Here is a 23519-nt window from a genome sequence, read left to right on the forward strand (position 1 = left end):
TATGAAAAAGCAAGACCTATCCTCATTCTCCTAAAAAATATTGTGAAAGAGTTCACATTGTTGTCACGCACAAAATGCGAGAAACGTTGTATTCTATGAATGTGAAGGAAAGCACAAACTCTTCTCAAACCAACTGATTGCCCCGTGCTCTCCATCAAGTCAACAGTATAAGCTCTCATTCATGAGGAGGAAACCAACATGGCAGTTAAAGAGAAAGCAGTAGTAGAAACATCAGCAGAACAGATGGTCGACACGCTCGTCACTAGAGCCCACACGGCGCTCGAGACATTGATGACGTTCGACCAAGAGAAAATCGATGCGATTGTTCAAGCGATGGCGTTAGCCGGTCTCGAACAACACGTCGCCCTCGCGAAACATGCATATGAAGAAACAGGTCGCGGTGTGTTTGAAGATAAAATGATCAAAAACATCTTTGCGACAGAATATATTTATAACTCACTCCGTGGCGAGAAGACGGTCGGCGTCATCGAGGACGATGAGCAAAACGGCATCACGTACATCGCAGAACCAGTCGGAGTCGTCGCCGGGGTCACACCGGTCACGAACCCGACATCAACGACGATGTTCAAAGCAATCATCGCCATCAAAACACGTAACCCGATCATCTTCGGTTTCCACCCGTCGGCACAACAGTGTTCAAGTGAAGCGGCACGCATCCTTCGTGACGCAGCCATCGAAGCGGGAGCTCCGGAACACTTGATTCAATGGGTTGAAAAACCGTCACTCGACGCGACGAAAGCGCTCATGAACCACCCAGGAGTCGCCATGGTCCTCGCAACTGGTGGAGCGGCGATGGTCAAATCAGCCTACTCGACTGGTAAACCAGCCCTTGGCGTCGGTCCTGGTAACGTTCCGGCCTACATCGACAAAACAGCAAAAGTAAAACGTGCCATCTCGGACGTCATCTTGTCGAAAACGTTCGATAACGGGATGATCTGTGCATCTGAACAAGCGATTATCGTCGACCAAGAAGTGTACGAAGAAGTGAAAGCCGAAATGACGGCGCTCGGTTGCTACTTCTGCTCACCAGAAGAGAAAGCAAAACTCGAGACACTCGTCATTAAAACAGACTCTTGTGCGGTCAACCCGGAAATCGTCGGGAAGCCTGCAGCCTGGATCGCCGAACGAGCTGGACTCACAGTCCCGGCCGATACGAAAATCTTGATCGCCGAACTCGAGACGGTCGGTGCGACAGAGTTGCTCTCACATGAGAAACTCAGCCCAGTACTCGGAGCCTACAAAGTCCAATCGCGTGAAGAAGGATTCGCCATCGCTGAGAAGATGCTTGAAATCGGTGGTCTCGGACATACGGCAGCCATCCACTCGACTGACGACGCCGCCATCCTCGCATTCGGACTCCGGATGAAAGCTTGCCGCATCATCGTCAACTCGCCAACGGCACACGGCGGGATCGGTGATCTCTATAACGAAATGACACCATCACTCACACTCGGTTGTGGGTCGTACGGTAAAAACTCCGTCTCTGAGAACGTGACGGCGAAACATCTACTCAACGTGAAAAAGGTGGCGAGACGTCGCGTGAATATGCAATGGTTTAAAGTCCCTGAAAAGATTTACTTTGAGAAAAACTCGGTCCAATACCTTCAATCGCTCACATCGAAAAAACGGGCGATGATCGTCACGGATGAAATGATGGTCAAACTCGGATTTGCTGATAAAGTCGTCAAAAACTTGCCGGCTGGCGTCGAGTACCGCATCTTCGACCAAGTCGAGCCAGACCCGTCAGTTGAGACGGTCATGCGCGGTGCCGAAGCGATGCGTCACTTCCAACCAGATATGATTATCGCCCTCGGCGGTGGATCACCAATGGATGCTGCGAAAGGCATGTGGCTCTTCTACGAACGCCCAGAAGAGAAGTTCTCGAACCTTCGCCAAAAATTCATGGATATCCGCAAGCGGACGTACAAATTCCCGACGCTCGGTAACAAGTCGATGTTCGTCGCCATCCCGACAACATCAGGTACGGGTTCTGAAGTGACACCGTTCACGGTCATCACGGATAAGAAACGCAACGTCAAATACCCGATCGCTGACTATGCGATTACACCGGACGTCGCCATCGTCGACCCTGAGTTCGTCATGACGGTCCCAGCTTCAATCACGGCGGATACAGGAATGGACGTGTTGACACACGCCATCGAAGCGTACGTTTCGGTCATGGCAAACGACTATACGGATGGACTCGCGCTTCGTTCGATGAAGATGATTTTCGATTACCTCCCGAAAGCGTATGAGAACGGCAGTGACGCCGAAGCACGTCAGAAAGTCCACAACGCATCAACAATGGCTGGTATGGCTTTCGCGAACGCGTTCCTCGGTATCAACCACTCGATCGCACACAAAATCGGTGGCGAGTTCCATGTCCCACACGGACGGACGAACGCGATCCTTATGCCGCACGTCATTCGCTATAACGCGACACGCCCATCGAAACTCGCGGCGTTCCCGAAATATGAGTCATTCATCGCCGACGAGCGTTACGCTGAAATCGCGCGCTACCTCGGACTTCCAGCCAGCACGACGGAAGAAGGCGTCGAGTCGCTCATCCAAGCGATCATCGAGCTCGGTCAGCGCTTGAACATCAAACTCTCGTTCAAAGCCCAAGGCATCAAGAAAGCGGACCTCGACGCGAAAGTCGACAAGATGGCAGTCGACGCGTTCGAAGACCAATGTACGACGGCTAACCCGAAAATGCCGCTCGTTGAAGAATTGAAAGAGATCATGTACGCTGCTTACGAAGGCGTATAAGTCTTGCACCAATCAAACGGTTTCCCTCGTTCGGAGGGAGGCCGTTTTTTTGTGAAAAAGAAATATAAAATTGTCAGATCACTTAATATAATAGGATAATACAACCATTTATTGGTGAGTTTTTTTGATGGAGATACGCAGATGACAATTATGTACAGCTTACTGTCGGCACTATTTACCGTTTTTCTTTATTTCAATCCGCTTTCATCAACAAGTCCATATGAAACGGCTGAATATTTTGCGTCACAAGATCGGGATGCAGATAGTTACGATAGTTTTGAGTTTTTTGACACATTTGGTACAGAGCTAGAAGTGAGTGCGAAGCGTGTCGTTCATTACGTGGAGCGCTCTACTTATTGGACGGACATTTATCTAGGCGACGATTATTTTGAAGGATATTCGAGCATGGCGCTCGAACAGGAGATCAAAGGTGAACTTTTACATATGAACTGGGATGACCCCATCGAACAAGTGGAAGGCAAAGTGATTGTGTTACCGATGACAGACACTTCTCTCGAAAAGTCGCATACGGCCTATACGTCAGATTATTACGGGGTCATCGATAATGATGAAGCGGCCAACCGTTACTTAGGTAAACTCGCTGAAGCAGGGGCAGCCGGTTACGTCATTACACCGCATCCGAATGAACCGGATGAGAGCGGCTTCGTGATTGTTTCCTATACATTACCGATTGGGGGTACCGGAGTCGATGGAGAGGCGGCCAAAGCTTTTCGTGATGGCGAAATGATTGTCATCGAACCGTACTGCGAAGAAATACCGTACATAGAGTATGTTCAACAAGGGGAAGGGGATGAAGAAATTGTCATCATGTCTCGCCTTGACGCTTCGTGGAAAGGGGATCATGTCCTCTCAAGCGTTAGTGGGTCTTCCGTCCTTTATCATTTATTAGAAAAGATGGACGGTGTGAAAACCGATGCCACAATCCGCTACGTTTTTTTAAATGGTAGTGGGTTTGGAGAAGAGGCAAGTGATGACTATCTCGCTCGATTGAAAGAGCGTCAACCATCGGTAAAGACGATTCTGCAGTTAGATGCCATGGGAACGGGCGACGACCCACTTTACATTCGAACGATCGGGATGAAACGCCACTCCTTTTTAGAGACAGAACCGTTCGACGCACTTGATGTGACGATATTAGGCAGTTCAAGTCTGGACAGCTACGGAGAAGCTGACTTACCTCTGGCCGTCCTGAGCGATTCGCGGTTGGCAGTTTATGACTTGCATACTGAATACGATAATCTAGATCGTCTATCCAATGAAGTGATGGAAGAGCAAGTTGAATGGCTGAAGCAGTGGCTGATCACTCAATGAAACGATTTTCCCCGAGACGTTCCTAATAAGAACGTCTTTTCTTTACGGATGAACACTCGTCCTCTCTTAAATACTTCGGTATGATGAAAGGGGAGGCGATACGATGGAACGACAACTGAACGTGACAACGAATTATGGACAACTGGCCGGTACGTGGATGACCCACGGCGAACCCCGTAAGACGGTCGTCCTGCTCAGCGGGAGTGGGCCGAGCGACCGGGACGGCAATTTGGGACCATCCCAATTCGGCACGTATAAAAAACTGGCCGAGGCGCTCTTTAAGATGGGTGTCAACGTCTACCGGTATGACAAACAAGGCATCGGTGAATCGGACGGTGATTTCAATAAAGTCGGGCTGCACGACCTGGTGACAGATGCGATCACCGTCGTCAACGTCATCAAACAGGAGCCGGACGCAGGGGACATGTATGTGCTCGGTCACAGCGAAGGGGCCGTCATCGCCCCGGCGGTCCAGCTAGAGACGAACGCGGCCGGACTGATTCTTCTTGCCGGATTCAACGATTCCTCGAAGAAGATGTTCTTGCTGCAAGCCGACGCACTCGCAACTGAAGTCGGTTCGGTGAAAGGACTCAAGGGCGTGTTCTATCGATTGACCGGCGTCCCGAAGAAGATTCGCCAGCGCCAAGACGATTTGCTTGAACGGTCGTTACGGACGAACGTCGCCGCCTTCAAGTACCGCGGCCAAGTCGTCAACGCCAAATGGATTCGCGAGCATGCATCCTATGACGTCCGGGAGCGGCTCGAACATGTGCGTGTTCCCGTGCTCGCCCTGACCGGCGACCGCGACGTCCAAGTCCCACCGGAGCACGTCCATTCGATTCGGACGAAAGGGGACGTCGACAGCCACATCATCCATGACATGAACCACTTGCTCGTCGAACGGACGAGTCCGCACGCGCTCCTCACGTTGCATAAGGAATATCGGGACGCCATTGAGGCGCCGCTTCATCCCGAACTCATCCGCCGATTGAACGATTGGTTGATGAAACGATAATGAACTGTCAAAAACGGTCACTAAGTGACCGTTTTTTATGTTATAATTGTGACAACGTAAAAAAAGATGAATGTTTTTGAATGTTTATGATTGTTTTTTAAATGAAAACGCTTTATATTAGAGCTACGGAGGGAATATGATGTTAACGAAGCAACGACATCAACTGATTTTGCAACGTCTGTCGGAGCAAAAGATTGTCAAATTGAAAGAATTGGTCGAGTTGACGGCATCGTCGGAGTCGACGATTCGCCGGGATTTGACCGACCTCGAAGCAGAAGGTTATCTCGAACGGGTACACGGCGGCGCAACGCTCGTGGCCCGCTACGAAGAAGAGCCGACGTTCGAGGAGAAACGAGATCAACACGTCGATGAAAAAGTCGCGATCGCACGGAAGGCCGCGACATTCATCGAAGACGGGATGTCCGTCTATCTCGATGCCGGGACGACGACGCAAGCGATGGTTCCTTTTTTAGATGGAAAAGACGTCATCGTCGTGACGAACAGTTTACCGATCGCCAACGACTTGTTCGACCTCGATATCAAGACGTTCGTGATCGGCGGTGAGTTGAAACGGTCGACACAGGCACTCGTCGGCTATAACGCTCGGGAGAGCATGATGAACTATCGGGTCGACCTCGCTTTTCTTGGCATCAATGGCGTCGACCTAGAGGCCGGGTACACGACCCCAGACCCGGAAGAGGCACTCGTCAAAAAAACAGCAATCGAACTGGCTCGCGAGGCGTACATTTTGGCGGACGATTCAAAATTCGGGAAACGTTCGTTCAGTCGGGTGGCTCCGCTCGAAGCGGCTACACTCGTCACATGGAGCGACTCGACAAGCGTCAGTTCAATTCAATCAATTACAAAGGTGGTGAACGCCCAATGATTTACACGTTAACACTGAACCCCTCAATCGATTATTACGTGACGCTCCCTGAAGTCGTCCTCGGTGAAGTCAACCGGATTCAAGAGACGACGCAGCGGGCCGGAGGAAAAGGCATCAACGTCGCGTTCGTCTTACGTGAATATGACGTCGAAACAGTCGCGTTAGGATTCGTCGGCGGCACGACGGGAGACTTCATCAAGAAGGCGCTGACCGACAAAGGCGTCCAAACGGATTTCGTCGAAGTCGATGGTCAGACGCGCATCAACGTCAAAATTCGAGCGCAAGAAGAGACGGAATTGAACGCGAGCGGCCCGGTCATCTCGGACACGGAACTTGAACGGTTGACGCGTCAGTTCGATCACGTTCAACCGGGCGACATCGTTGTCCTCGCCGGAAGCATTCCGGGCAATCTGCCGGATACACTCTACCGCACGCTCGCTGAGACGGTGCGGGCAAACGGTGCCGAGTTCGTCGTCGATACGACGAAGGAAGCGATGCTCGAAGTCCTCTCACTCAAACCGCTCATGATTAAACCGAACCACCATGAACTCGGTGAACTGTTCGATACAGACATCGAGACGTTCGAACAGGCGCTCCCATATGCGGAGCAGTTGGTCAAACGCGGTGCCCAAAACGTCATCGTTTCATTCGCCGGTGACGGTGCGATGCTCGTCAACAGTTCAGGCGCCTATACGGCGAACACACCGAGCGGCAAACTTGTCAACTCGGTCGGCGCAGGCGATTCACTCGTCGCAGGATTCGTCGCCAACATTCTCGACCACGACGCAACCGAAGCGTTCCGCTATGCGGTCACGACCGGCAGCGCGTCTGCATATACGTTCGGGCTGTGCACAAAAGAAGACGTGGACCGCTTGGTCGGCGAAGTCAGCGTCACCCCACTATCTCGATTGGAGGAAACAACATGAATATCACGGACCTTCTTAAAAAGGACACGATTCAACTGAATCTCCGCAGCCGTTCGAAAGCCGAAGTCATCGAAGAACTCGTCGACGTGCTCGACCGCGCTGGCAAACTATCGGACCGTAACGGCTACCGCGACGCCATTCTCGCACGTGAAGCACAAAGTACGACCGGACTCGGTGAAGGGATCGCCATCCCGCACGCGAAGACGAAAGCCGTCAAACAACCGGCCATCGCCTTCGGGCGCTCGGAAGGCATCGATTACGAAGCACTCGACGGCCAAGACAGCCGCTTGTTCTTCATGATCGCCGCCGGAGAGCACGCCAATAACGAACACTTGGAAACACTCTCGAAATTATCTGTCTTCCTTATGGATCCAGCGTTCCAAGAACGTCTCTATGCGGCCACATCAGAAGATGATGTCATCCGGGCCATCGAAGAAAAAGAAGCGGCTGAGGCGGCTCCTGTTGCTTCGAAACCGGTTCAAGCGGATGCACCTTACATCCTTGCTGTCACGGCTTGTCCAACGGGTATCGCGCACACGTACATGGCTGCCGATAGCTTGAAGCAAAAAGCAGAGGCGATGGGAGTTGACATCAAAGTCGAGACGAACGGTTCGACCGGTGTCAAAAACGAATTGACAGCGACCGATATCGCGAAAGCAACTGCCATCATCGTCGCGGCCGATAAAGCCGTCGAGATGGACCGGTTCGCCGGAAAACATGTCATCGAAGTCCCGGTCGCCCAAGGCATCCGGAAGCCGGAAGAGTTGATCAACCGGGCCGTCAAACAAGACGCACCGGTGTATCGAGGAACTGGTTCGTCAGGTGGGACGAAAGAACAGCGCACAGGCATCTATAAGCACTTGATGAGCGGTGTATCCGCGATGCTCCCACTCGTCGTCGCTGGTGGTCTCTTGATCGCCATCAGCTTCTTCTGGGGCATCAACTCGGCAAACCCGGATGACCCGTCATTCAATGAATTTGCGGCACAACTCAACACAATCGGTGGGGCAGCCTTTAGCTTCCTCGTCCCGATTCTTGCCGGTTTCATCGCGATGTCAATCGCCGATCGTCCAGGTCTCGCACCAGGTCTTGTCGCTGGTTTATTAGCCAGTCAAGGTGGCGCCGGATTCCTCGGCGGACTCATCGCTGGTTTCCTTGCCGGATATGTCGTCCTCTTCTTGGTTAAAGCACTTTCTAAACTACCGGCCTCGCTTGAAGGAATTAAACCGGTATTACTCTATCCGTTACTTGGGTCATTTATTTCCGGTATGATCATGTTACTCGTTGTCAATAAACCGATCGCAGCCTTCATGACATGGTTGATGGATGTCATGAACAGCCTGAGCGGCGCCAACGCCATCTTGCTCGGTGTTATCGTCGGTGGAATGATGGCCGTCGATATGGGTGGTCCGATCAACAAAACAGCCTACGTCTTTGGTACAGCTGCACTCACTGCCGGTAACCAAGAAATCATGGCAGCTGTCATGGCCGGTGGGATGGTACCACCGCTTCTCGTCGCATTCGCTTCGACTGTGTTCGCCCGTCAAAAGTTCTCGAAACAAGAACGTGAAGCCGGGAAGACAGCGTATATCATGGGTGCCTCGTTCATCACGGAAGCGGCCATCCCTTTTGCAGCGGCCGACCCGATTCGGGTATTGCCGTCAGCGATTCTCGGATCTGCGATTGCAGGTGGATTGTCCGCCTTCTTCGCGATCCAATTGCCAGCGCCACACGGTGGGATCTTCGTCTTCCCACTCCTTGAAGGAGCTGGAAACGTCGTCATGAGCATGGGACTTTACGCCCTCGCGATTCTCGCCGGAGCCTTGATTGGAGCACTCCTCCTCTCGTTCTTGAAAAAACCATTGACGGAGACGCAAGCTACAACAACGCGTAACGTCGCTTGACCAGTACGACCGTAGGATTTCCTACGGTCGTTTTTTGTCAAATGATTGTCAGTCAAATCTGGAAGAAGTCTGATTTCGATTGGGTGATTTGTGGTAAAATACTTGTAAAACTTACGCTAAGGAGGGGGTACGGATGCTCATACGGAAAGCCGAGCCAAAAGACGCTTACGGGATTGCGCGGGTGAGGGTGAACGGATGGCGCACAACCTATCGGGGAATTGTGCCGGCCGACTTTCTCTTGAAGCTCGGTTCGAACGCAATCGAGTGGTCTGAAAAGGTCCGCAGCGCCCTCGCGAAACGAGAAGTCGAAGGGTTTGTCGCCATCGTCGAAGAGGAAATCGTCGGGTTCGTTCTTTACGGGGAAGAACGGACGGGCGAATATCCGGACCATCCGAATGAGATTTATGCGATTTACATTCTAGAGGACCATCAGCGTAACGGGATTGGTTCGCTATTGCTGGAGCAAGCGATTCAAGCGATGTCGAATCACGGGCTCATCATTTGGGCGCTCGAATTGAACCCTTACCGCACGTTCTATGAGCAACGTGACGGGCAAGTCATCGATGCGAAAGAGCGCTTGTTCGGGGAACTTGCCCTCCGTGAAGTCGCCTACGGATGGACGAAAGGGAATCACGACGCGATTGTCGGAGCATGAACGGACGCGGCCTGAGCGGGTCGCGTCCGTTTTTATGGATAAGGGGGATGACCATGCAAGAACAGACAAGTAAGCTGCCTGGGTTTGACGGGATGGAAATCTCGTATACATTGCTGACGCAAGAGAGGCCTTCGCGACAACTCGCGATTCTACTACCAGGATATCGGTATTCGACCGCTGCCCCGATGTTCCATTTTACGACGAGCTTGCTCTTAGAACGTTCAAGCGATGTTTTGGAAATCAACTACCAGTATTACCGTGACGACTATGCGCACATCGATGACATCGACGCGGTCGTCCGTCACGATGTGAGGACGGTCATCGATCATGTCTTGTCGACACATAAATACGAAGCGTTCATCTTCGTCGGGAAGTCGCTCGGTACCGTCGCGTTAGCCCATGAGTTGACTCGTCCCATATTCCACGAGGCACATGTCATTTGGTTGACGCCGCTCCTTGGACGCGAGGATGTGACAGAGACGATGAGGACGACTCGGGCATCTCAACTCGTCGTCATCGGTGACAAGGACCATTGTTATACGGCGAATCGGGTAGACGCGTTAGCGGCCATCACATCGCTCAAGACGCACCTGCTCATGGGAGTGAACCATGGGCTAGAGCGGGATGCCGGTACGTTCGGTACGATTGAGGTTCTACAGGAAGTCATAGAAGCAATTGATGCGTTTTTGCCGTCTAAGCTGACGACAGTGAGGTCTCCGTTTTTCAAGACGGAGTGATCCGTGATGAAGCGGCGTATCGACACGGGTCTGTTTACATGATAGAAAACCATCAACGCAACGGGGTTGGCCCAATCTGCGCGAAGTCGCCTACGGGTGGACGAAAGGGAATCACAACGCCGTCGTCGGCGCATGCTCGGACACGACTCAACCGTTGTGTCCGTTTTTTAGAGTACCAATATCAAAAGAACAGGCCAGGTGACTAGATGAACATCTATAGCGTAACCAAATATCATCCTGGAACGAGAGGTGAGATTGACGAATGGACAGAAATCTCTGACATCAATCGAACGTTTGACGGAGTCGTCTTCACATTGGAGGAATATCTCCGCATGGAATCGAATTACGTCAAAGCGATTGAGCAAATCATGTTCTATTTAGGCGTAAAGACGTTGACCGTCTCCTATCTAGAGCGACGCGACTATGACTATCGACCTTCTTCGAAACACGCGTTCAATACGCTTTATCCGATCCGGATGAGAGAACTTCGTAAAAAAGTGAAGCCAGGAAAGGTCTTGTCCCGAGACCAAGTCCCGAACATGCTTCGCCTTATGTTCCGTAATACGCTTTACGCCGAGTTAGAGTATAAAGAAAATGAGTCAGATAAACAATACACGTTCAAGGTGTTCTTCGGATACGACTATATGATGGGGGTCCATTCGGTAAAAGATTTGTCGCCGCTTCGAGACGAGCTGTTGCATTTAGATATGTATCTCGAACATTAAGTCAACAGTGATTCCTGATTCAATCACAATATTTTATAAAAAGGTGTTGGCTATATGCATAACTACACGCTGTTGGAGAGGTTTCTATTTTTTTCGCCTTCCTTTCATTTCGAAAAAATGAAACAAGAAGTGGATGGGAAGACGGTCTTGATCACTGGAGCGAGTTCAGGAATCGGCAAGGCGTTCGCCTATCTGTTAGCGGATACGACTGCGCACCTGATTCTAGTGGCCCGCAGCGAAGCAAGCATGAACGCTATGAAAGACGACATTGAACAGGTTTCAGCCCGTGTGACGGTATTCCCGGCAGATTTGAGAAACGAAGAGGAACGAATCGAATTGCTGACATTTCTGCATCAATTGACGAACGGATTAGATGTTGTCGTCAGCAATGCCGGCATCTCCATAAACCGTCCAATTGCCCAGTCGCTGGATCGTTACCATGACTTCACACGTACAATGGCACTTAATTATTTTGCCCCGGTCCAGTTATTGCTATCGCTCATTCCGATGCTTGCCAAGAATAATGGGCAAATCATCAATGTTTCCTCTATCAACGTCTTGTTATTCCCCATACCTTATTGGGCTGCCTACCAGGCGTCTAAAACCGCGTTTGATACGTGGTTGCGCTCGGCGGAGCCGGAACTGAAAGTCAAAAACATATACACCACTTCTATTTACCTACCGCTCGTGAGAACACCCATGATTAAACCGACCATTGCTTATCAGAGTACTTCTGCCATGTCACCGGTTCACGTGGCGGAAATGATTGGACACGCCTTGTATACGAAACGAAAAGTTTATAAACCGTGGTGGCTGATTCTAGGTCAATGGGCTTCAGTTGTGTTCAGATCACCGTTATCATTTCTCGTTCTCAAGTTAGTAAAGAAAAAGGAGCGTGACAGAGACCATGTTTAATTTATTGAACATATTGTCGCAGCTCAATTTTCTTTCCCCATCGAACTTAGGACGTCTTTGCTTGGCAATCCGTCAAAACGGTGTAAACCTGATGCTTCTTTTTTCATTGACGGAAAAGACAGGAGGGCAAAAGATTGCTTTGGTGGATCATCGGGGAACACTCAATTATGAGGAGCTCCAAAAACATTGTGAAAATCTCGCTCACCAATTAGTGGAGAGGTACGGGATTTGTAAAGGCCATAAAGTAGCGTTCTTCTGTAAAAACCACGCGTCGTTCGTGCAAGGCATCTTTGCTGTCTCACGGCTCGGCGCAGATATATATTTGCTCAATTGTTCGATGAGTCAACTACAGTTCGATCGCCTCGTGCAAGAACATCGTTTCGACTTCCTAATTTACGACGAAGAATTTAGTGGATTGATTGAAAAATCTTCATATCAACATGCGAAACTCGTCAGTTATCATGAAACACATGAATCCATCAACAGGTTGTCAACGTCGGTTCCACATCGAAAAGACAAACTGACGGCCTCTTCAAGCGGAAAGGTTGTCTTGTTGACCGGTGGTACAACTGGAAAGCCCAAACAAGTGGTTCACCGCCCATCCTTGTTTAATTTTCTAAATCCGTTTGCGGCTTTACTGAACCGATTGCAGCTGCCAACATACAACACGGCCTATATAGCCACGCCGATTTATCATGGCTACGGGATCGCTGTCCTGTTATCATTTCTGGCTTTAGGAAAGAAAGTTGTCATTCAAGAGAACTTTGATGCGAAAAGCGCATGCGCCCTCATTCGGCAACACCAAGTAGAAGTGGTCACGGTCGTTCCGTTGATGGTCCATAAAATGTTGAAGCACGATCAAGAAGCGCTCGGATCCCTGGCTTGCATTGCGTCTGGAGGTGCAAAACTAAATCCGGTTTTAGTGAGTGAAGTAACCCATCATCTGGGGAACGTCTTATACAACCTATATGGAACGTCGGAAGCCGGCTTGAACATCATTGCGACACCAGAAGATTTAAATGATCATCCAGATACGCTCGGAAAAGCAATTCCGGGAAGCCACTTGCAGGTCTTAATGGATGGAAAAGAAGTTGAACCCGGCAGGATTGGGCAATTTTGTATTCGGAATAAATGGTCCATGAAAAACAGCCAAAACCTTTGGATTCAAACTGGCGATATGGGTTACCGGGACGAGAACGGTAATTATTTTCTATGTGGACGAACAGACGATTTGATCATTTCAGCCGGCAACAATATCTATCCGTCGGAAATCGAAGCTGCTTTGTGCAATCATCCGAGTGTCGAAGACGTCGCTGTCATCGGTGTGGACGATGTCTACGCTGGCAACATTCTGAAGGCATTCGTACAGCTATATGCTGATAATAAAATGACGGAGGAAGCACTTTTGAGCTGGTTACGCACGCGAGTGGCTGCATACCAAATCCCCCGAGAAATCACTTTTGTTGAGAAGTTGCCGTATACACCTGTAGGCAAGTTGGATAGAAGACGAGTTCAAACAATGACTCGTACTGAGGGCAAAGTAATTGAGGATTCGAGTGATAAAAATTGAGTGTCAAATCAAGATACGTTTAGAACGCTCACCGTTTTGACAGAAGTGATGGTAACACTACATCAATTCCTAGAAAACAGGATACAGTCGGATAATTCTCAGCATTCGATGAAGGAGTGATCCGAAATGAATCGACGTATCGATACAGCCACGACACGGATTGAGGCAACACCTTTACGGGTCTATCAAGCATTTCTCAACCCTGATGAGCTCGTCGAGTGGCTACCGCCGGAAGGCATGTCGGCTCGCGCCACCGTGTTCGAGCCTTGGATTGGAGGCACGTACCAGCTCGTTCTTAAGTATGAAGAAACTGATTTCGCCTCCGGCAAAACGACGGACCGGACCGACGTGTCGAACGGCCGTTTTTTGGACCTCGTTCCCGGCCTCAAAATCGTTCAAATCGGAACGTTCGAGTCATCCGACCCGGCCTTTGCTGGTGAGATGATTCAGACGTGGTATTTGGAGGCGCTCGATGGAGGGACGCGCATCACGATCGTCTGTGAGAACGTGCCGCCGGGCATTCAGAAACAAGACCATGATGCCGGACTTCGCTCCACACTCGACAATCTGGCCCGCTATTTGACCAACGACTGAGTCCGTTTGTTCGCTTCCTGCGAACAGACGGTCTTTTTGTGTATGAAAAGGGTTTCAATAATGAAAAATAGAAAAAGGTGATGTTTTTTTGTCTAGGGTGTCAACATCCTCCTCCATCTGACCGATACAAAGGTTAACATAACGAGTTTTTCTCGAGAATGGGAGTTGTTTTATGAGACGAATGAACGACCGAACCATCACCATCAAACAAAAATTGATTACGATGTCGTTGGTGCTATTATTGATTCCTTCTTTATTGATTGGGTTTGTCGCCTACAATCAGGCGAAACAGAAAATCACCGAACAAATTATGCAGTCGGCCCACGCGGGAGTGGAGCGGATGAATGATGAAATCACCAACCTGATTGAACCGATTCAACGCGATGTCGCGTTCTTTGCGGGACGGATTGATTCGTCCCTTTACGAGTCGGGGGCAGAGAACCTCGACTTGGAAGAGAAGTTTCTCGAGTATTTGGAGACGCATCCGAACGTGACGAATATTTACTACGCCTCGACTGGTGGCGAGATGACGATTTATCCGGCGCAAGAGTTACCGGATGATTACGACCCGCGCACGCGTCCTTGGTATGAAGCGGCCGAAGCGGCCGGTGGGAACGTCGTCGTGACGGACCCATATGTCGATGCAGCCTCGAACAAGATGATGATCACGCTGTCGCAGACAGGGACGGATGGTCGCGGGGTGATCGCGGTGGACGTCGACGTTGACGATATCGCAGCCGTCGCGGCGAGCATTCAAATCGGGAAAGAAGGCTACGTGACAATTCTTGATGCGTTACAACAGTTCGTCACCCATCCGACGATGGCGCCTGGGGAAAAAGGGGAAGGCGAATGGATTGAACCGCTCTATGCGGAAAATGCGGGCCGCTTTGCCTATGAGTTCGAGAATGAAGGCAAGCAGATAGATTTCATGACGAACGAGTTGACCGGGTGGAAAATTGCCGGGACGCTGTATGATGAAGAAATCACGGATGAGACGTCTGGAATCTTATGGACGACCGTCGGTGTGATCGGATTGATGCTCGTCTTGGCAGCGGGACTGCTCTACGTCATCTTACGCTCGATTTTGCGCCCGTTGAACCGCTTGACGGTCGGGGCCGAACGAATTCAAGCCGGTGACTTGACCGAAGACATCGTCGTCGAGTCGAATGACGAGGTCGGTCGTGTCGCCGCAAGTTTCAACGAGATGACGCGTTCCTTGCGCGCCATCATCCAAAATCTCGATCAATCAATCGGACAAGTCGCCGCCTCGTCACAGGAACTGATGGCCAACTCGGCGCAGAACACGGCCGCCTCGGAACAAATCGCCGGAGCGGTCCAACAGATGGCCGCCGGAGCGGATGACTCGAAACGTCAACTTGACGATAACGCCGTATCGCTCCAAGCCATCACCGGTGGTATCATGCGCATCGCGGAAAGCTCGACCGACGTGTCAGAGCTGTCACGGGAGACGGCGCTCGAGGCCGAGAACGGAACGACTGCTGTCACGGAAAACGTGGCCCAGATGCAAGCGATCGACTCATCGGTCGAGACGTTCGGGAAAGTCATCTACTCGCTTGCCGAACGGTCAAACGAGATCGGCAATATCGTTGATGTCATCAACGGCATCGCGACCCAGACGAACTTGCTCGCTTTGAACGCTGCGATTGAAGCGGCACGGGCTGGTGAGAACGGGAAAGGCTTCGCCGTCGTGGCGAGCGAAGTACGGAAACTCGCCGAACAATCGCAACAGTCGACGAAACAGATTTCCGAGTTGATTGACAATATCAAACAAGAGACGGAACGTTCGGTCCAGTTGATGAAAGAAGTGTCGGCTCATACGAAAGCCGGGCTCGAGACGACGGAAAACACGGCCAAGCGTTTCCAAACGATTATGACCCAGACGCAGGCGATCACGCCGCGAATCGAGGACGTGACGGCGACGGTTGAAGAGATTGCCGCCAACGTCGAAGAAGTCTCGGCCGCAGCGACGCAAATCGCCCATATCGCCGATGAGAACTCGGTCGCCTCGAAGCAAGTGGCGGCGACGACGGAGGACCAACTCGGTTCGATGGAAGAGATTGCGCAATCCGCGAAGTCACTTGCGGATATGGCAGAAGAGTTGCAGGAGCTTGTATCACGCTTCAACGTATAATGAAAAAAGGGATGATGATCTGTTCGAGGCAGATCATCATCCCTTTTTTGTTATTTATACATATGCTTCACTAACGTTTGCTCGACACTTGATTGCGGCCCCGGTTCTTGGCGACGTAAAGTGCCTCGTCCGCGTCTTGGAGCGCCTGTTCGACCGTCTTTCCGCCCTCGAGCGAACTGACGCCGAACGAGCACGTGACGCGCGGGACGGGACCGAACGGCTCGGCGTTAATCTTTTGCCGGAGCTTGTCGGCGAGCTGGACGCCGTCGGCGAGTGTCGACCGGGGGGCGACGATTAAAAACTCTTCACCGCCCCAACGTCCGATAGAGTCCGACTTGCGGATGTTGCGCCTGAGCAATTGGGCGATCGAGCGCAAGACGAGGTCACCGGTCGGGTGCCCGAACGTGTCGTTGACGAGTTTGAAATAGTCGATGTCGAGCATGATGACGGCGGCGGGTGCCCGTTTGTCGACCGTCTCTTGGGCCGTCGTCGAGAGGACGTCTCCGACTTTCTTCCGGTTATACAGCTCTGTCAACGGGTCGAGCGACGACAAGTGCTCCATCCGCTCTTCATAGCGACGTTGTTCCGTCGCGTCTTCTAAAATACCGACACCGCCGTCGAGTTTTCCATCTGCTGAAAAACTCGGGGACATCGTCGTCCGGATGAAGCGAGGTTGCCGCTCCGGCGCCTTATACCAGCCAGCCATGCGAATTGTCTCCCCGTTTAAGACGTTCCGGATGGCGCCCAAGAAGTCGAACGAGGAAGAGCTACATCGCTCGAATATTAGATTCGAGGTTGGAAGTATCCCAAGTAAATGGACAAATGATTCATTGTAGCTCACGATTTGGCCGTGCCGATCGAAGGCGAACAGGCCGATTGGAAGCTGGTCCCATGAGGAAGGATCGGGTTTCGTGGTGTGCGTGTCATGATGAGTCCGTTCTTGATCAGCCATTGTATGACATATGCGTGAACGCATACTTCCTCCTTTCCTAACCGTAGCGGTAGTGTAGGACGTTCGTACTGATACTTTATACCCTAAATTGGGAAAGAACTAGCGATTATTCTTTTAAAAGCTAACAAAATTTAGAATATGACGAGAAACCGTCACAGCTTGTTGTGAGGTAAACGTTCACCTTCGACCCAACAAAATCGCCCCGTCATGTCGATGGCTAATCCGACATAACAGGGCGACTACAATAAATGGAGGTTATAAGATCGGACTGAGCAATCGTGACACGCCTTCGCGCATTCGGACGGTCCATTTCCGGGCTGAATAATCGTCAATCGTGTACTTCCGGCTGACGGCGACGTCTGACTCGAACAATGAGGCGAGTTCGAGCGCGACCCGCTCGTCATAGATGACGGCGTTCACTTCGAAGTTCAAGCGGAAGCTGCGGGCATCCAAGTTCGTCGTCCCGACGGTTGAAATCTCATCATCGACGACGAGCGTCTTGGCGTGCAGGAAACCTTCCCCGTACATATACACGTTCGCCCCATAGTCGAGCAGTTCGCCGAGGAATGACAGTGACGCCCACATGACGAACGGATGGTCGGGCTTGCCGGGAATCATGATGTCCATCTTGACACCGGACAGGAGCGCCATCTTACAGGCGTCCATGAAACTCGTATCCGGGATGAAGTAAGGCGTCTGAATGATGACGCGCTCCTTCGCCGACATAATCATTTTAATCATCATGTTTTTCAAATGTTCCGTGTCTGAGTTCGGACCGCTCGTCACGATTTGCATCGGCGACATATCCTTGATGTCATGGCGGGCGAAACAGAACGAGTTCTCCGGGTCATGATGTTTGCTGCCGGAATAGTTCCAATCGAGGATGAACCGGTGTTGCAAATGGTAGACGACGTCTCCCTCGACTCGAAGGTGCGTATCGCGCCAGTAACCAAACTTCTCGACGAGGCCGAGGTATTCGGTCCCGACGTTGAAGCCGCCGACGTAACCGATTTTACCGTCGATGATGACGACTTTCCGGTGGTTCCGGTTGTTCAACTTAAAGTTGATTAAACCGAGCGTCGGCGGGAAGAAGACACGCACCTCGCCGTTATGGGCAATCAACTCTTTGAAGTCGGAGTTGCGGAGGCTGCGCGAACCGACCGCGTCATAGAGGAGCCGCACTTTGACGCCTGCCTTGGCTCGTTCAATCAGTTCATGGATCAATGCCTTTCCGAGCGCATCCCGTTGGATGATATAGTACTGGATGTTGATTTCCGTCTCGGCGCTCCGAATATCGTCCATGAGCGCTTTGAACTTTTGTTCCCCGTCGTGCATGATGGCAGATTTGTTGTGGACACTAATCAAAGATTTTGAGGAGCGTAAGTTCATCTCGAGCAGTTGCTCGTACTTCTCGAATAACGGTTGAGCAATCATCGTCTCTTTCCGGCGAATCTGCTCGATTTGACTGTCGACTTGAAGGGCGTGGAACGAGCGCTCTTCGACGCTCAAGTTGAAGAAGTTATCTTTCTTTAACTGACGTCCGAGAAACATGTAGACGATGAACCCTAGGATTGGTAAGAAAAATAAAACGAGCAGCCATGCCCACGTCGCCCCGACGTCACGGCGCTCCGCGAATATGACGGCTAATGCGAACAATAAATTCAATCCGAGGACGATATACAGTCCCCAACTAATAATGACCGACCAATCCATGCGACCAACTCCCTAAACGACAATTTCACTGCATAGATTAATAATACCTCATTCAAGGGAATAGTAAGCTATCGAAACATAAGGAGGAGACAGAGATGCATTTACAAGTGAATTGGAAACAAGGGATGGCGTTCCAGACGACGACGCCGTCGGGGCATGATGTGACGCTCGACGCCGGGGAGGAAGTCGGTGGTCTCAACACCGGTCCACGGCCGACCGAGATGCTCCTGCAGGCGACGGCGGCCTGTACAGGCATCGATATCGTCTCGATTCTGCATAAGATGCGTTTGCCGCTCGAGCGGTTCGAGATGAAAATCGACGGCGTCCGGGCGACGGAACATCCGAAGAAGTTCACAGCGATTCATATCTTGTACGTCCTTGACGGGGATATGCCGGAAGAACGGGTCCGCCGTGCCATCGAGTTGTCGGTCGACCGCTATTGTTCCGTATCGCACAGTCTGAACGCGACGATGACGTACAGCTATCAATTGAACGGCGGCGAGGTCGTCCCGTTCACATGATGTGAGCAAGATGGTTGAAAAGAGTCGAAATGGTCCGTTATATTTGTATTTCAAATACTGCAATACAAAGGAGGACGTTATGATTCGACTCGCGACGAAACGCGATGCCAAGCACATCGCGGACCTAATCGAACAACGAGCCGTAGCGCTAAAACAACAAGGTAGCGATCAATGGACGGAATATTTGGAGCAAGACCTCATGGATCGGGTGCAGACGGACATCTCCTCGGGACACGTCTACGTGTACGAGCAAGACGAATCGGTATTGGCCTCGATCGCCTTACTTCCGGCAGATGACTGGGATCACAATTTATGGGAAGATGGCGAACGCGGTCAATACATCCATCGAATCGTCGTCAGCGAACGGTTAAAAGGCCAAGGCGTCGGTCAACAACTGATGGAGCACGTCTTGCGTGAGGCCGACACACATGAACCGATTCGACTCGACTGTGTGGCCGACAATGCGTTCTTGAATAGTTATTATCCACGGTTTGGCTTCGTCTTCGTGGACTCACGGGACGGATACAACACGTTCGAATACAATATGGATGAGAGTGTCAGTGCATAAGGGGTCAACCAACCCCTTTTTTTGGTATACTGAAAAGCGAATTGATGGGAGGAAACAAAATGATTCATACAATACTTGTCGGTTTCGGCTTCTCCGCGACGACATTCCATTTACCCTTTTTACAGGAACTCGATGACTTCCAAATCGATGGTGTCGTCTCTTCACGCCCTGAGGATGTACAAGCCGTACTCGGTGACGTCTCGGTGTACGCGACGTTAGACGAGGCACTTGCGACAGACGCTTCGTTGTTCGTCATCACGACACCGTCCCATTTACATAAGGATATGGTCGAACATTGCCTGACAGCAGGCAAAGACGTGCTCGTCGAGAAACCGGCGTTCGTGACGACCGAGGAAGGGGAGGAGTTACTCCGACTGGAACAGGCAAGTGACGGCATCGTCAACGTGTTCCATAATCGGCGGATGGACGGAGACTTCTTGACCGTCAAACGGCTGCTGGAAGAACGACGCCTCGGCGATTGGAAAGTGCTCGAGTCCCGGTTCGATCGGTTCCGTCCGATCGTCCGTGACCGTTGGCGCGAGAACGCGGGGCCGGGCGCCGGAATTTTATTCGACCTCGGCAGTCATTTGATCGACCAAGCACTCGTCTTGTTCGGGGCACCGGACAAGGTATCGGCCGATGTCATGGTACAACGTGACGGGGGTCAGTCCGATGATGGTTTCCATGTGACGTTGCATTATGGAGAGAAGCGGGTCTATCTTCGCTCGAACCCGTTCATCGCCATCGAGGCGCCGCGGTTCGAAGTGCACGGGACGGAAGGCAGCTTCCTCAAATTCGGGCTCGATCCACAGGAGGCGTGTCTCCGGAACGGAGAGGTCAGATGCCCCGACCGTGAGACCGGAGCGGTCGTCACGGATTCGGAAACGACGATTGACATCGAACCGGGCGGCTATGTGACATTCTATCAAGCGCTCTCGGATAGCTATACGACGCGACGTCCGCTCGTCCCACTTGATGACGCGCTTTTGACAACACGCGTCATCGAGACGGCCCGTGAGTCGTCCCGTTCCCAACGTGTCCTCGACTTCAACTCATAATTTTGTAGGACGACCTGCCGTGTTCGGCACGGTCGTCTTTTTCCGTAATTTAAAAAGAAATCATGATGATTTTATTGTGAATGAACAAACTCGCTTCATGTTTGTTAACAACAAAAAGCTATCCGTCTCTTTCAAATAGTCAGCGGTGAATGGGAACAAGACATTAGGAAACGACTTTAGACTGTCCTGTCACGCTTCGAACCAATGACGAACTTTAGGAAGAGGGGAACGGATGATGTTCAATCAAATCGTGAAACACCGTTGGGAGTGGGAGAACTGGTTGCGGGAGGTCAACTGTGATTCGTATGACCATTACGACTATGTGTTGGCCAACTGTGAACCCGGCGAGCAGCCTGAGTTGTATATCGCGGCCAAGGATGATGGGATTTTGCTGTACCCGTATATCCGTCGTCCAATCGCACATCGCCATGATGACCTCGTGACGGCGTACGGTTACGGCGGCCCGTTCCGTGAAGGCAACTTCACGAACGAGGACGTCAAGGAGGCGCGCCGACTCTTTCTGCAGCGTCCCGAGAATCAAGCGACCGTCACCGAGACGATTCGTTATCACCCTTGTCGCATCGATCCGGACTTGATGCATGCGTTCGGGCAAGCCGTCCCGATTCGGCAGACGGTCCACGTCCGACTTGATGATTCGTTCGAACAGCTTGAGCAACGTTTCAGCAAGATGACGAAACGGAACGTGAAGCGAGCTGTACGTGAACAGGTGACGGTCGCTCGTGGGCAGTCGAATGAACTGTGTGAGTTCATTCGACTGTATCGGGCCACGATGGACCGGCGTGCTGCGAACGACATCTATTACTTCCCGGACCGATACTTCGAGGACCTATGGAACAGCGATACGTGTGAGACGGAATTATTGTTTGCCGTCCATGAAGGCGTCATCGTGGCGGGCGTGTTCATGTTGTTCGGGGACGACGGGGCCCACTATCATCTCGGCGGATCGGATGCGGATTACTTGGCACTCCGACCGAACCACTTCTTGTTCCGGGAGATGATTCGTCGCGCGATCGAGAAAGAGAAGACATACGTGCATCTTGGTGGCGGTGCGACCGGGGAAGATGCGCTCTTCGATTTCAAGCAGAGCTTCTCCGGTGATGAGCCGCTCACGTATTACATCGGTCAAGCCGTGCTCGACGAGGTGGTCTATCATCGGTTGAACCAAGACCATTTGCTTCGCTACGGGCCATCTGATTTCTTTCCGCTCTATCGGACACCGGTCGCAGAGACGGTCACCGAGGTGCAAGCGGAACGATAACAAAAAGGTTCTCACTCGAGATGGAGTGAGAACCTTTCATATTAAGCGGCATCTTCGTCCGAAGCGGCCATTTTTTCAGTTTGGCGCGTGATTGGGAAGTTACGGAACAGTTTACTGCCGACGAGTCCGGCAACGATTCCGACACCGAACAAGATGAGCGCCGTCACCGTCACGGTCTGCCAATCATTGAAGCCGTACATGACGAGCAAGCCCGGAATCCCGGCAGCGGAACCTGGGGCATCGTTCACCATCCCGGTCATGGCGACGATGAGTCCGGCAATCGCACCGCCGACAAAGTTGACGCTATAGATGGGAATCGGGTTCGCCGAGATGAGGTCGGCTTGCGTGAGCGGTTCGATCGCGACCGATAGTTGGTCTTTCTTCGTTCCTATGTCCAACCGTTTGAACAGCAAAAAGTTCATCGAGATCGACGCCGTCAAGGCGAGGGCAGCGATGGCCATCGGTACGCCTGTCAAACCGAGCATCGCCGTGAGTGCCATCGAGCTAAGTGGCGACGTCGAGACGACCGTGACGATGCCACCAAGGACAAGTCCCATCACGACCGGATTCTGTGTCGCGGCGAGTTCGATGACCGCACCGATTTGTGTCAGCGTGTTCGTGACGAGCGGGTCGACGCCAGTCGCCACGAGACGGGCGAGCGGAGCCATGATGATGACGTAAAAAATCATATCGACACCAGCCGGCAAGTGCCGGTCCAATTTGCGACCGGCGAGTGCGAGGATATAGCCGGCGAAAAAGCCGGGAAGAATCCCGAAGCCCGCGACCGATAGTCCGAGCATGAGCGCGTAGACCGGATTGATGCCGAGGGCGATTGATACGAGCGCGGCTGCGGCAGGGCCTGATAGCGAACCGGCTGCTTGTCCGACTTCTTCATATAAAGGAAGCGGGAGCAGACCGCCGATGGCGTAGGCGTTGAACGCCTCGACCAAGAAACTGGCGATGGCGGCACCAGCGAGGGCACCCATCGCTTTCATCCCGAACGGGGCTTTGTAGCTGAATAATGTGAATAGGGCGAGAATCAACAGTAAAAGTGCGATCCCTTGAATAATGACCATACGGTGTACCTCTTTCTCTCTGTTGTATATTTCCTCTATAGTTAACCATTCGAACGGTTCTGTAAAGCCATTTCATCCATCTGACACGACTTTTTTATATGGTAGCGTTTCCAACTCAAGAATTGGAAAATTGTGAACGGAATCGGCTGTA

The 23519-nt window shown here is 51.6% G+C and carries 20 protein-coding genes; 17 read left to right on the forward strand and 3 right to left on the reverse strand.

What is annotated here, in order from left to right; all coding sequences use genetic code 11:
* Positions 1-198 precede the first annotated feature (198 nt).
* The 13 genes from adhE (at position 199) to KNP71_RS02700 (ending at position 16201) form a co-directional block, all read left to right on the forward strand.
* The gene (gene adhE, locus KNP71_RS02640) at positions 199-2790 is read left to right on the forward strand and encodes a bifunctional acetaldehyde-CoA/alcohol dehydrogenase (protein ID WP_214799720.1); all 2592 of its coding nucleotides are present in this window, start codon (positions 199-201) and stop codon (positions 2788-2790) included.
* A 141-nt stretch (positions 2791-2931) separates the two neighbouring features.
* A complete protein-coding gene (locus tag KNP71_RS02645) occupies positions 2932-4122 on the forward strand; it encodes a zinc-binding metallopeptidase family protein (protein ID WP_214755908.1) in 1191 nt (396 codons plus the stop codon).
* A 103-nt stretch (positions 4123-4225) separates the two neighbouring features.
* Complete coding sequence (locus KNP71_RS02650) at positions 4226-5137, forward strand: alpha/beta hydrolase (RefSeq protein WP_214755909.1); 912 nt, start codon at positions 4226-4228, stop codon at positions 5135-5137.
* Between the two features lie 139 nt (positions 5138-5276).
* Positions 5277-6023 (forward strand): DeoR/GlpR family DNA-binding transcription regulator, encoded by a 747-nt coding sequence (locus KNP71_RS02655; protein ID WP_029595570.1) that lies wholly within the window; start codon positions 5277-5279, stop codon positions 6021-6023.
* Positions 6020-6949 carry a 1-phosphofructokinase gene (gene pfkB, locus KNP71_RS02660; RefSeq protein WP_214755910.1) on the forward strand — a complete coding sequence of 310 codons (930 nt, stop codon included), beginning with the start codon at positions 6020-6022 and terminating at the stop codon, positions 6947-6949. Before KNP71_RS02655 ends, pfkB begins: the two co-directional genes overlap by 4 nt.
* A complete protein-coding gene (locus tag KNP71_RS02665) occupies positions 6946-8853 on the forward strand; it encodes a PTS fructose transporter subunit IIABC (RefSeq protein ID WP_214755911.1) in 1908 nt (635 codons plus the stop codon). Before pfkB ends, KNP71_RS02665 begins: the two co-directional genes overlap by 4 nt.
* Positions 8854-8986: 133 nt before the next feature.
* The gene (locus KNP71_RS02670; protein WP_138859476.1) at positions 8987-9508 is read left to right on the forward strand and encodes a GNAT family N-acetyltransferase; all 522 of its coding nucleotides are present in this window, start codon (positions 8987-8989) and stop codon (positions 9506-9508) included.
* 53 nt (positions 9509-9561) lie between these two features.
* On the forward strand, positions 9562-10245 hold the full coding sequence (locus tag KNP71_RS02675; RefSeq protein ID WP_051627731.1) for an alpha/beta fold hydrolase: 684 nt from the start codon (positions 9562-9564) through the stop codon (positions 10243-10245).
* A gap of 206 nt (positions 10246-10451) precedes the next feature.
* Positions 10452-10970 (forward strand): hypothetical protein, encoded by a 519-nt coding sequence (locus tag KNP71_RS02680; protein WP_029595565.1) that lies wholly within the window; start codon positions 10452-10454, stop codon positions 10968-10970.
* 54 nt (positions 10971-11024) lie between these two features.
* Positions 11025-11885 carry an SDR family NAD(P)-dependent oxidoreductase gene (locus KNP71_RS02685; RefSeq protein WP_214828075.1) on the forward strand — a complete coding sequence of 287 codons (861 nt, stop codon included), beginning with the start codon at positions 11025-11027 and terminating at the stop codon, positions 11883-11885.
* A 61-nt stretch (positions 11886-11946) separates the two neighbouring features.
* The gene (locus tag KNP71_RS02690; protein WP_251128731.1) at positions 11947-13455 is read left to right on the forward strand and encodes an AMP-binding protein; all 1509 of its coding nucleotides are present in this window, start codon (positions 11947-11949) and stop codon (positions 13453-13455) included.
* 126 nt (positions 13456-13581) lie between these two features.
* Positions 13582-14049 (forward strand): SRPBCC domain-containing protein, encoded by a 468-nt coding sequence (locus KNP71_RS02695; RefSeq protein WP_214828069.1) that lies wholly within the window; start codon positions 13582-13584, stop codon positions 14047-14049.
* A 172-nt stretch (positions 14050-14221) separates the two neighbouring features.
* Entirely contained in the window at positions 14222-16201 is a 1980-nt protein-coding gene (locus KNP71_RS02700) for a methyl-accepting chemotaxis protein (protein WP_251128730.1), read from the forward strand.
* A 70-nt stretch (positions 16202-16271) separates the two neighbouring features.
* On the opposite strand, the gene KNP71_RS02705 is transcribed toward KNP71_RS02700, so the two are convergent.
* Together KNP71_RS02705 and cls are read right to left on the reverse strand one after the other, a co-directional pair.
* On the reverse strand, positions 16272-17177 hold the full coding sequence (locus tag KNP71_RS02705) for a GGDEF domain-containing protein (RefSeq protein ID WP_214828066.1): 906 nt from the start codon (positions 17175-17177) through the stop codon (positions 16272-16274).
* A 231-nt stretch (positions 17178-17408) separates the two neighbouring features.
* Positions 17409-18866 (reverse strand): cardiolipin synthase, encoded by a 1458-nt coding sequence (gene cls, locus KNP71_RS02710; RefSeq protein WP_214755916.1) that lies wholly within the window; start codon positions 18864-18866, stop codon positions 17409-17411.
* 95 nt (positions 18867-18961) lie between these two features.
* Here cls and KNP71_RS02715 point away from each other — a divergent pair, with 95 nt between their 5' ends.
* The 4 genes from KNP71_RS02715 to KNP71_RS02730 all read left to right on the forward strand — a co-directional run bounded on the left by KNP71_RS02715 (position 18962) and on the right by KNP71_RS02730 (position 22292).
* A complete protein-coding gene (locus KNP71_RS02715; RefSeq protein ID WP_214755917.1) occupies positions 18962-19387 on the forward strand; it encodes an OsmC family protein in 426 nt (141 codons plus the stop codon).
* Between the two features lie 79 nt (positions 19388-19466).
* Positions 19467-19955 carry a GNAT family N-acetyltransferase gene (locus tag KNP71_RS02720; RefSeq protein ID WP_214755918.1) on the forward strand — a complete coding sequence of 163 codons (489 nt, stop codon included), beginning with the start codon at positions 19467-19469 and terminating at the stop codon, positions 19953-19955.
* Positions 19956-20014: 59 nt separating this feature from the next.
* Complete coding sequence (locus KNP71_RS02725) at positions 20015-21013, forward strand: Gfo/Idh/MocA family oxidoreductase (RefSeq protein ID WP_214755919.1); 999 nt, start codon at positions 20015-20017, stop codon at positions 21011-21013.
* Positions 21014-21245: 232 nt separating this feature from the next.
* Entirely contained in the window at positions 21246-22292 is a 1047-nt protein-coding gene (locus tag KNP71_RS02730) for a lipid II:glycine glycyltransferase FemX (protein ID WP_214755920.1), read from the forward strand.
* A 41-nt stretch (positions 22293-22333) separates the two neighbouring features.
* Here KNP71_RS02730 and KNP71_RS02735 read toward each other — a convergent pair whose 3' ends face one another.
* Positions 22334-23368: a PTS sugar transporter subunit IIC gene (locus tag KNP71_RS02735; protein ID WP_214755921.1), complete on the reverse strand. Its 1035-nt coding sequence runs from the start codon at positions 23366-23368 to the stop codon at positions 22334-22336.
* Positions 23369-23519: the final 151 nt, after the last annotated feature.

The organism is Exiguobacterium sp. s56 (assembly GCF_018618255.1).
GTDB lineage: Bacteria > Bacillota > Bacilli > Exiguobacteriales > Exiguobacteriaceae > Exiguobacterium > Exiguobacterium chiriqhucha.

Coding starts and splice junctions, on each gene's coding strand:
- KNP71_RS02730 (WP_214755920.1), top strand. CDS start 21,246: ATGATGTTCAATCAAATCGTGAAACACCGTTGGGAGTGGGAGAACTGG.
- KNP71_RS02675 (WP_051627731.1), top strand. CDS start 9,562: ATGCAAGAACAGACAAGTAAGCTGCCTGGGTTTGACGGGATGGAAATC.
- KNP71_RS02695 (WP_214828069.1), top strand. CDS start 13,582: ATGAATCGACGTATCGATACAGCCACGACACGGATTGAGGCAACACCT.
- KNP71_RS02670 (WP_138859476.1), top strand. CDS start 8,987: ATGCTCATACGGAAAGCCGAGCCAAAAGACGCTTACGGGATTGCGCGG.
- KNP71_RS02655 (WP_029595570.1), top strand. CDS start 5,277: ATGTTAACGAAGCAACGACATCAACTGATTTTGCAACGTCTGTCGGAG.
- adhE (WP_214799720.1), top strand. CDS start 199: ATGGCAGTTAAAGAGAAAGCAGTAGTAGAAACATCAGCAGAACAGATG.
- KNP71_RS02725 (WP_214755919.1), top strand. CDS start 20,015: ATGATTCATACAATACTTGTCGGTTTCGGCTTCTCCGCGACGACATTC.
- cls (WP_214755916.1), bottom strand. CDS start 18,866: ATGGATTGGTCGGTCATTATTAGTTGGGGACTGTATATCGTCCTCGGA.
- pfkB (WP_214755910.1), top strand. CDS start 6,020: ATGATTTACACGTTAACACTGAACCCCTCAATCGATTATTACGTGACG.
- KNP71_RS02685 (WP_214828075.1), top strand. CDS start 11,025: ATGCATAACTACACGCTGTTGGAGAGGTTTCTATTTTTTTCGCCTTCC.
- KNP71_RS02645 (WP_214755908.1), top strand. CDS start 2,932: ATGACAATTATGTACAGCTTACTGTCGGCACTATTTACCGTTTTTCTT.
- KNP71_RS02665 (WP_214755911.1), top strand. CDS start 6,946: ATGAATATCACGGACCTTCTTAAAAAGGACACGATTCAACTGAATCTC.
- KNP71_RS02700 (WP_251128730.1), top strand. CDS start 14,222: ATGAGACGAATGAACGACCGAACCATCACCATCAAACAAAAATTGATT.
- KNP71_RS02720 (WP_214755918.1), top strand. CDS start 19,467: ATGATTCGACTCGCGACGAAACGCGATGCCAAGCACATCGCGGACCTA.
- KNP71_RS02650 (WP_214755909.1), top strand. CDS start 4,226: ATGGAACGACAACTGAACGTGACAACGAATTATGGACAACTGGCCGGT.
- KNP71_RS02715 (WP_214755917.1), top strand. CDS start 18,962: ATGCATTTACAAGTGAATTGGAAACAAGGGATGGCGTTCCAGACGACG.
- KNP71_RS02705 (WP_214828066.1), bottom strand. CDS start 17,177: ATGCGTTCACGCATATGTCATACAATGGCTGATCAAGAACGGACTCAT.
- KNP71_RS02735 (WP_214755921.1), bottom strand. CDS start 23,368: ATGGTCATTATTCAAGGGATCGCACTTTTACTGTTGATTCTCGCCCTA.
- KNP71_RS02680 (WP_029595565.1), top strand. CDS start 10,452: ATGAACATCTATAGCGTAACCAAATATCATCCTGGAACGAGAGGTGAG.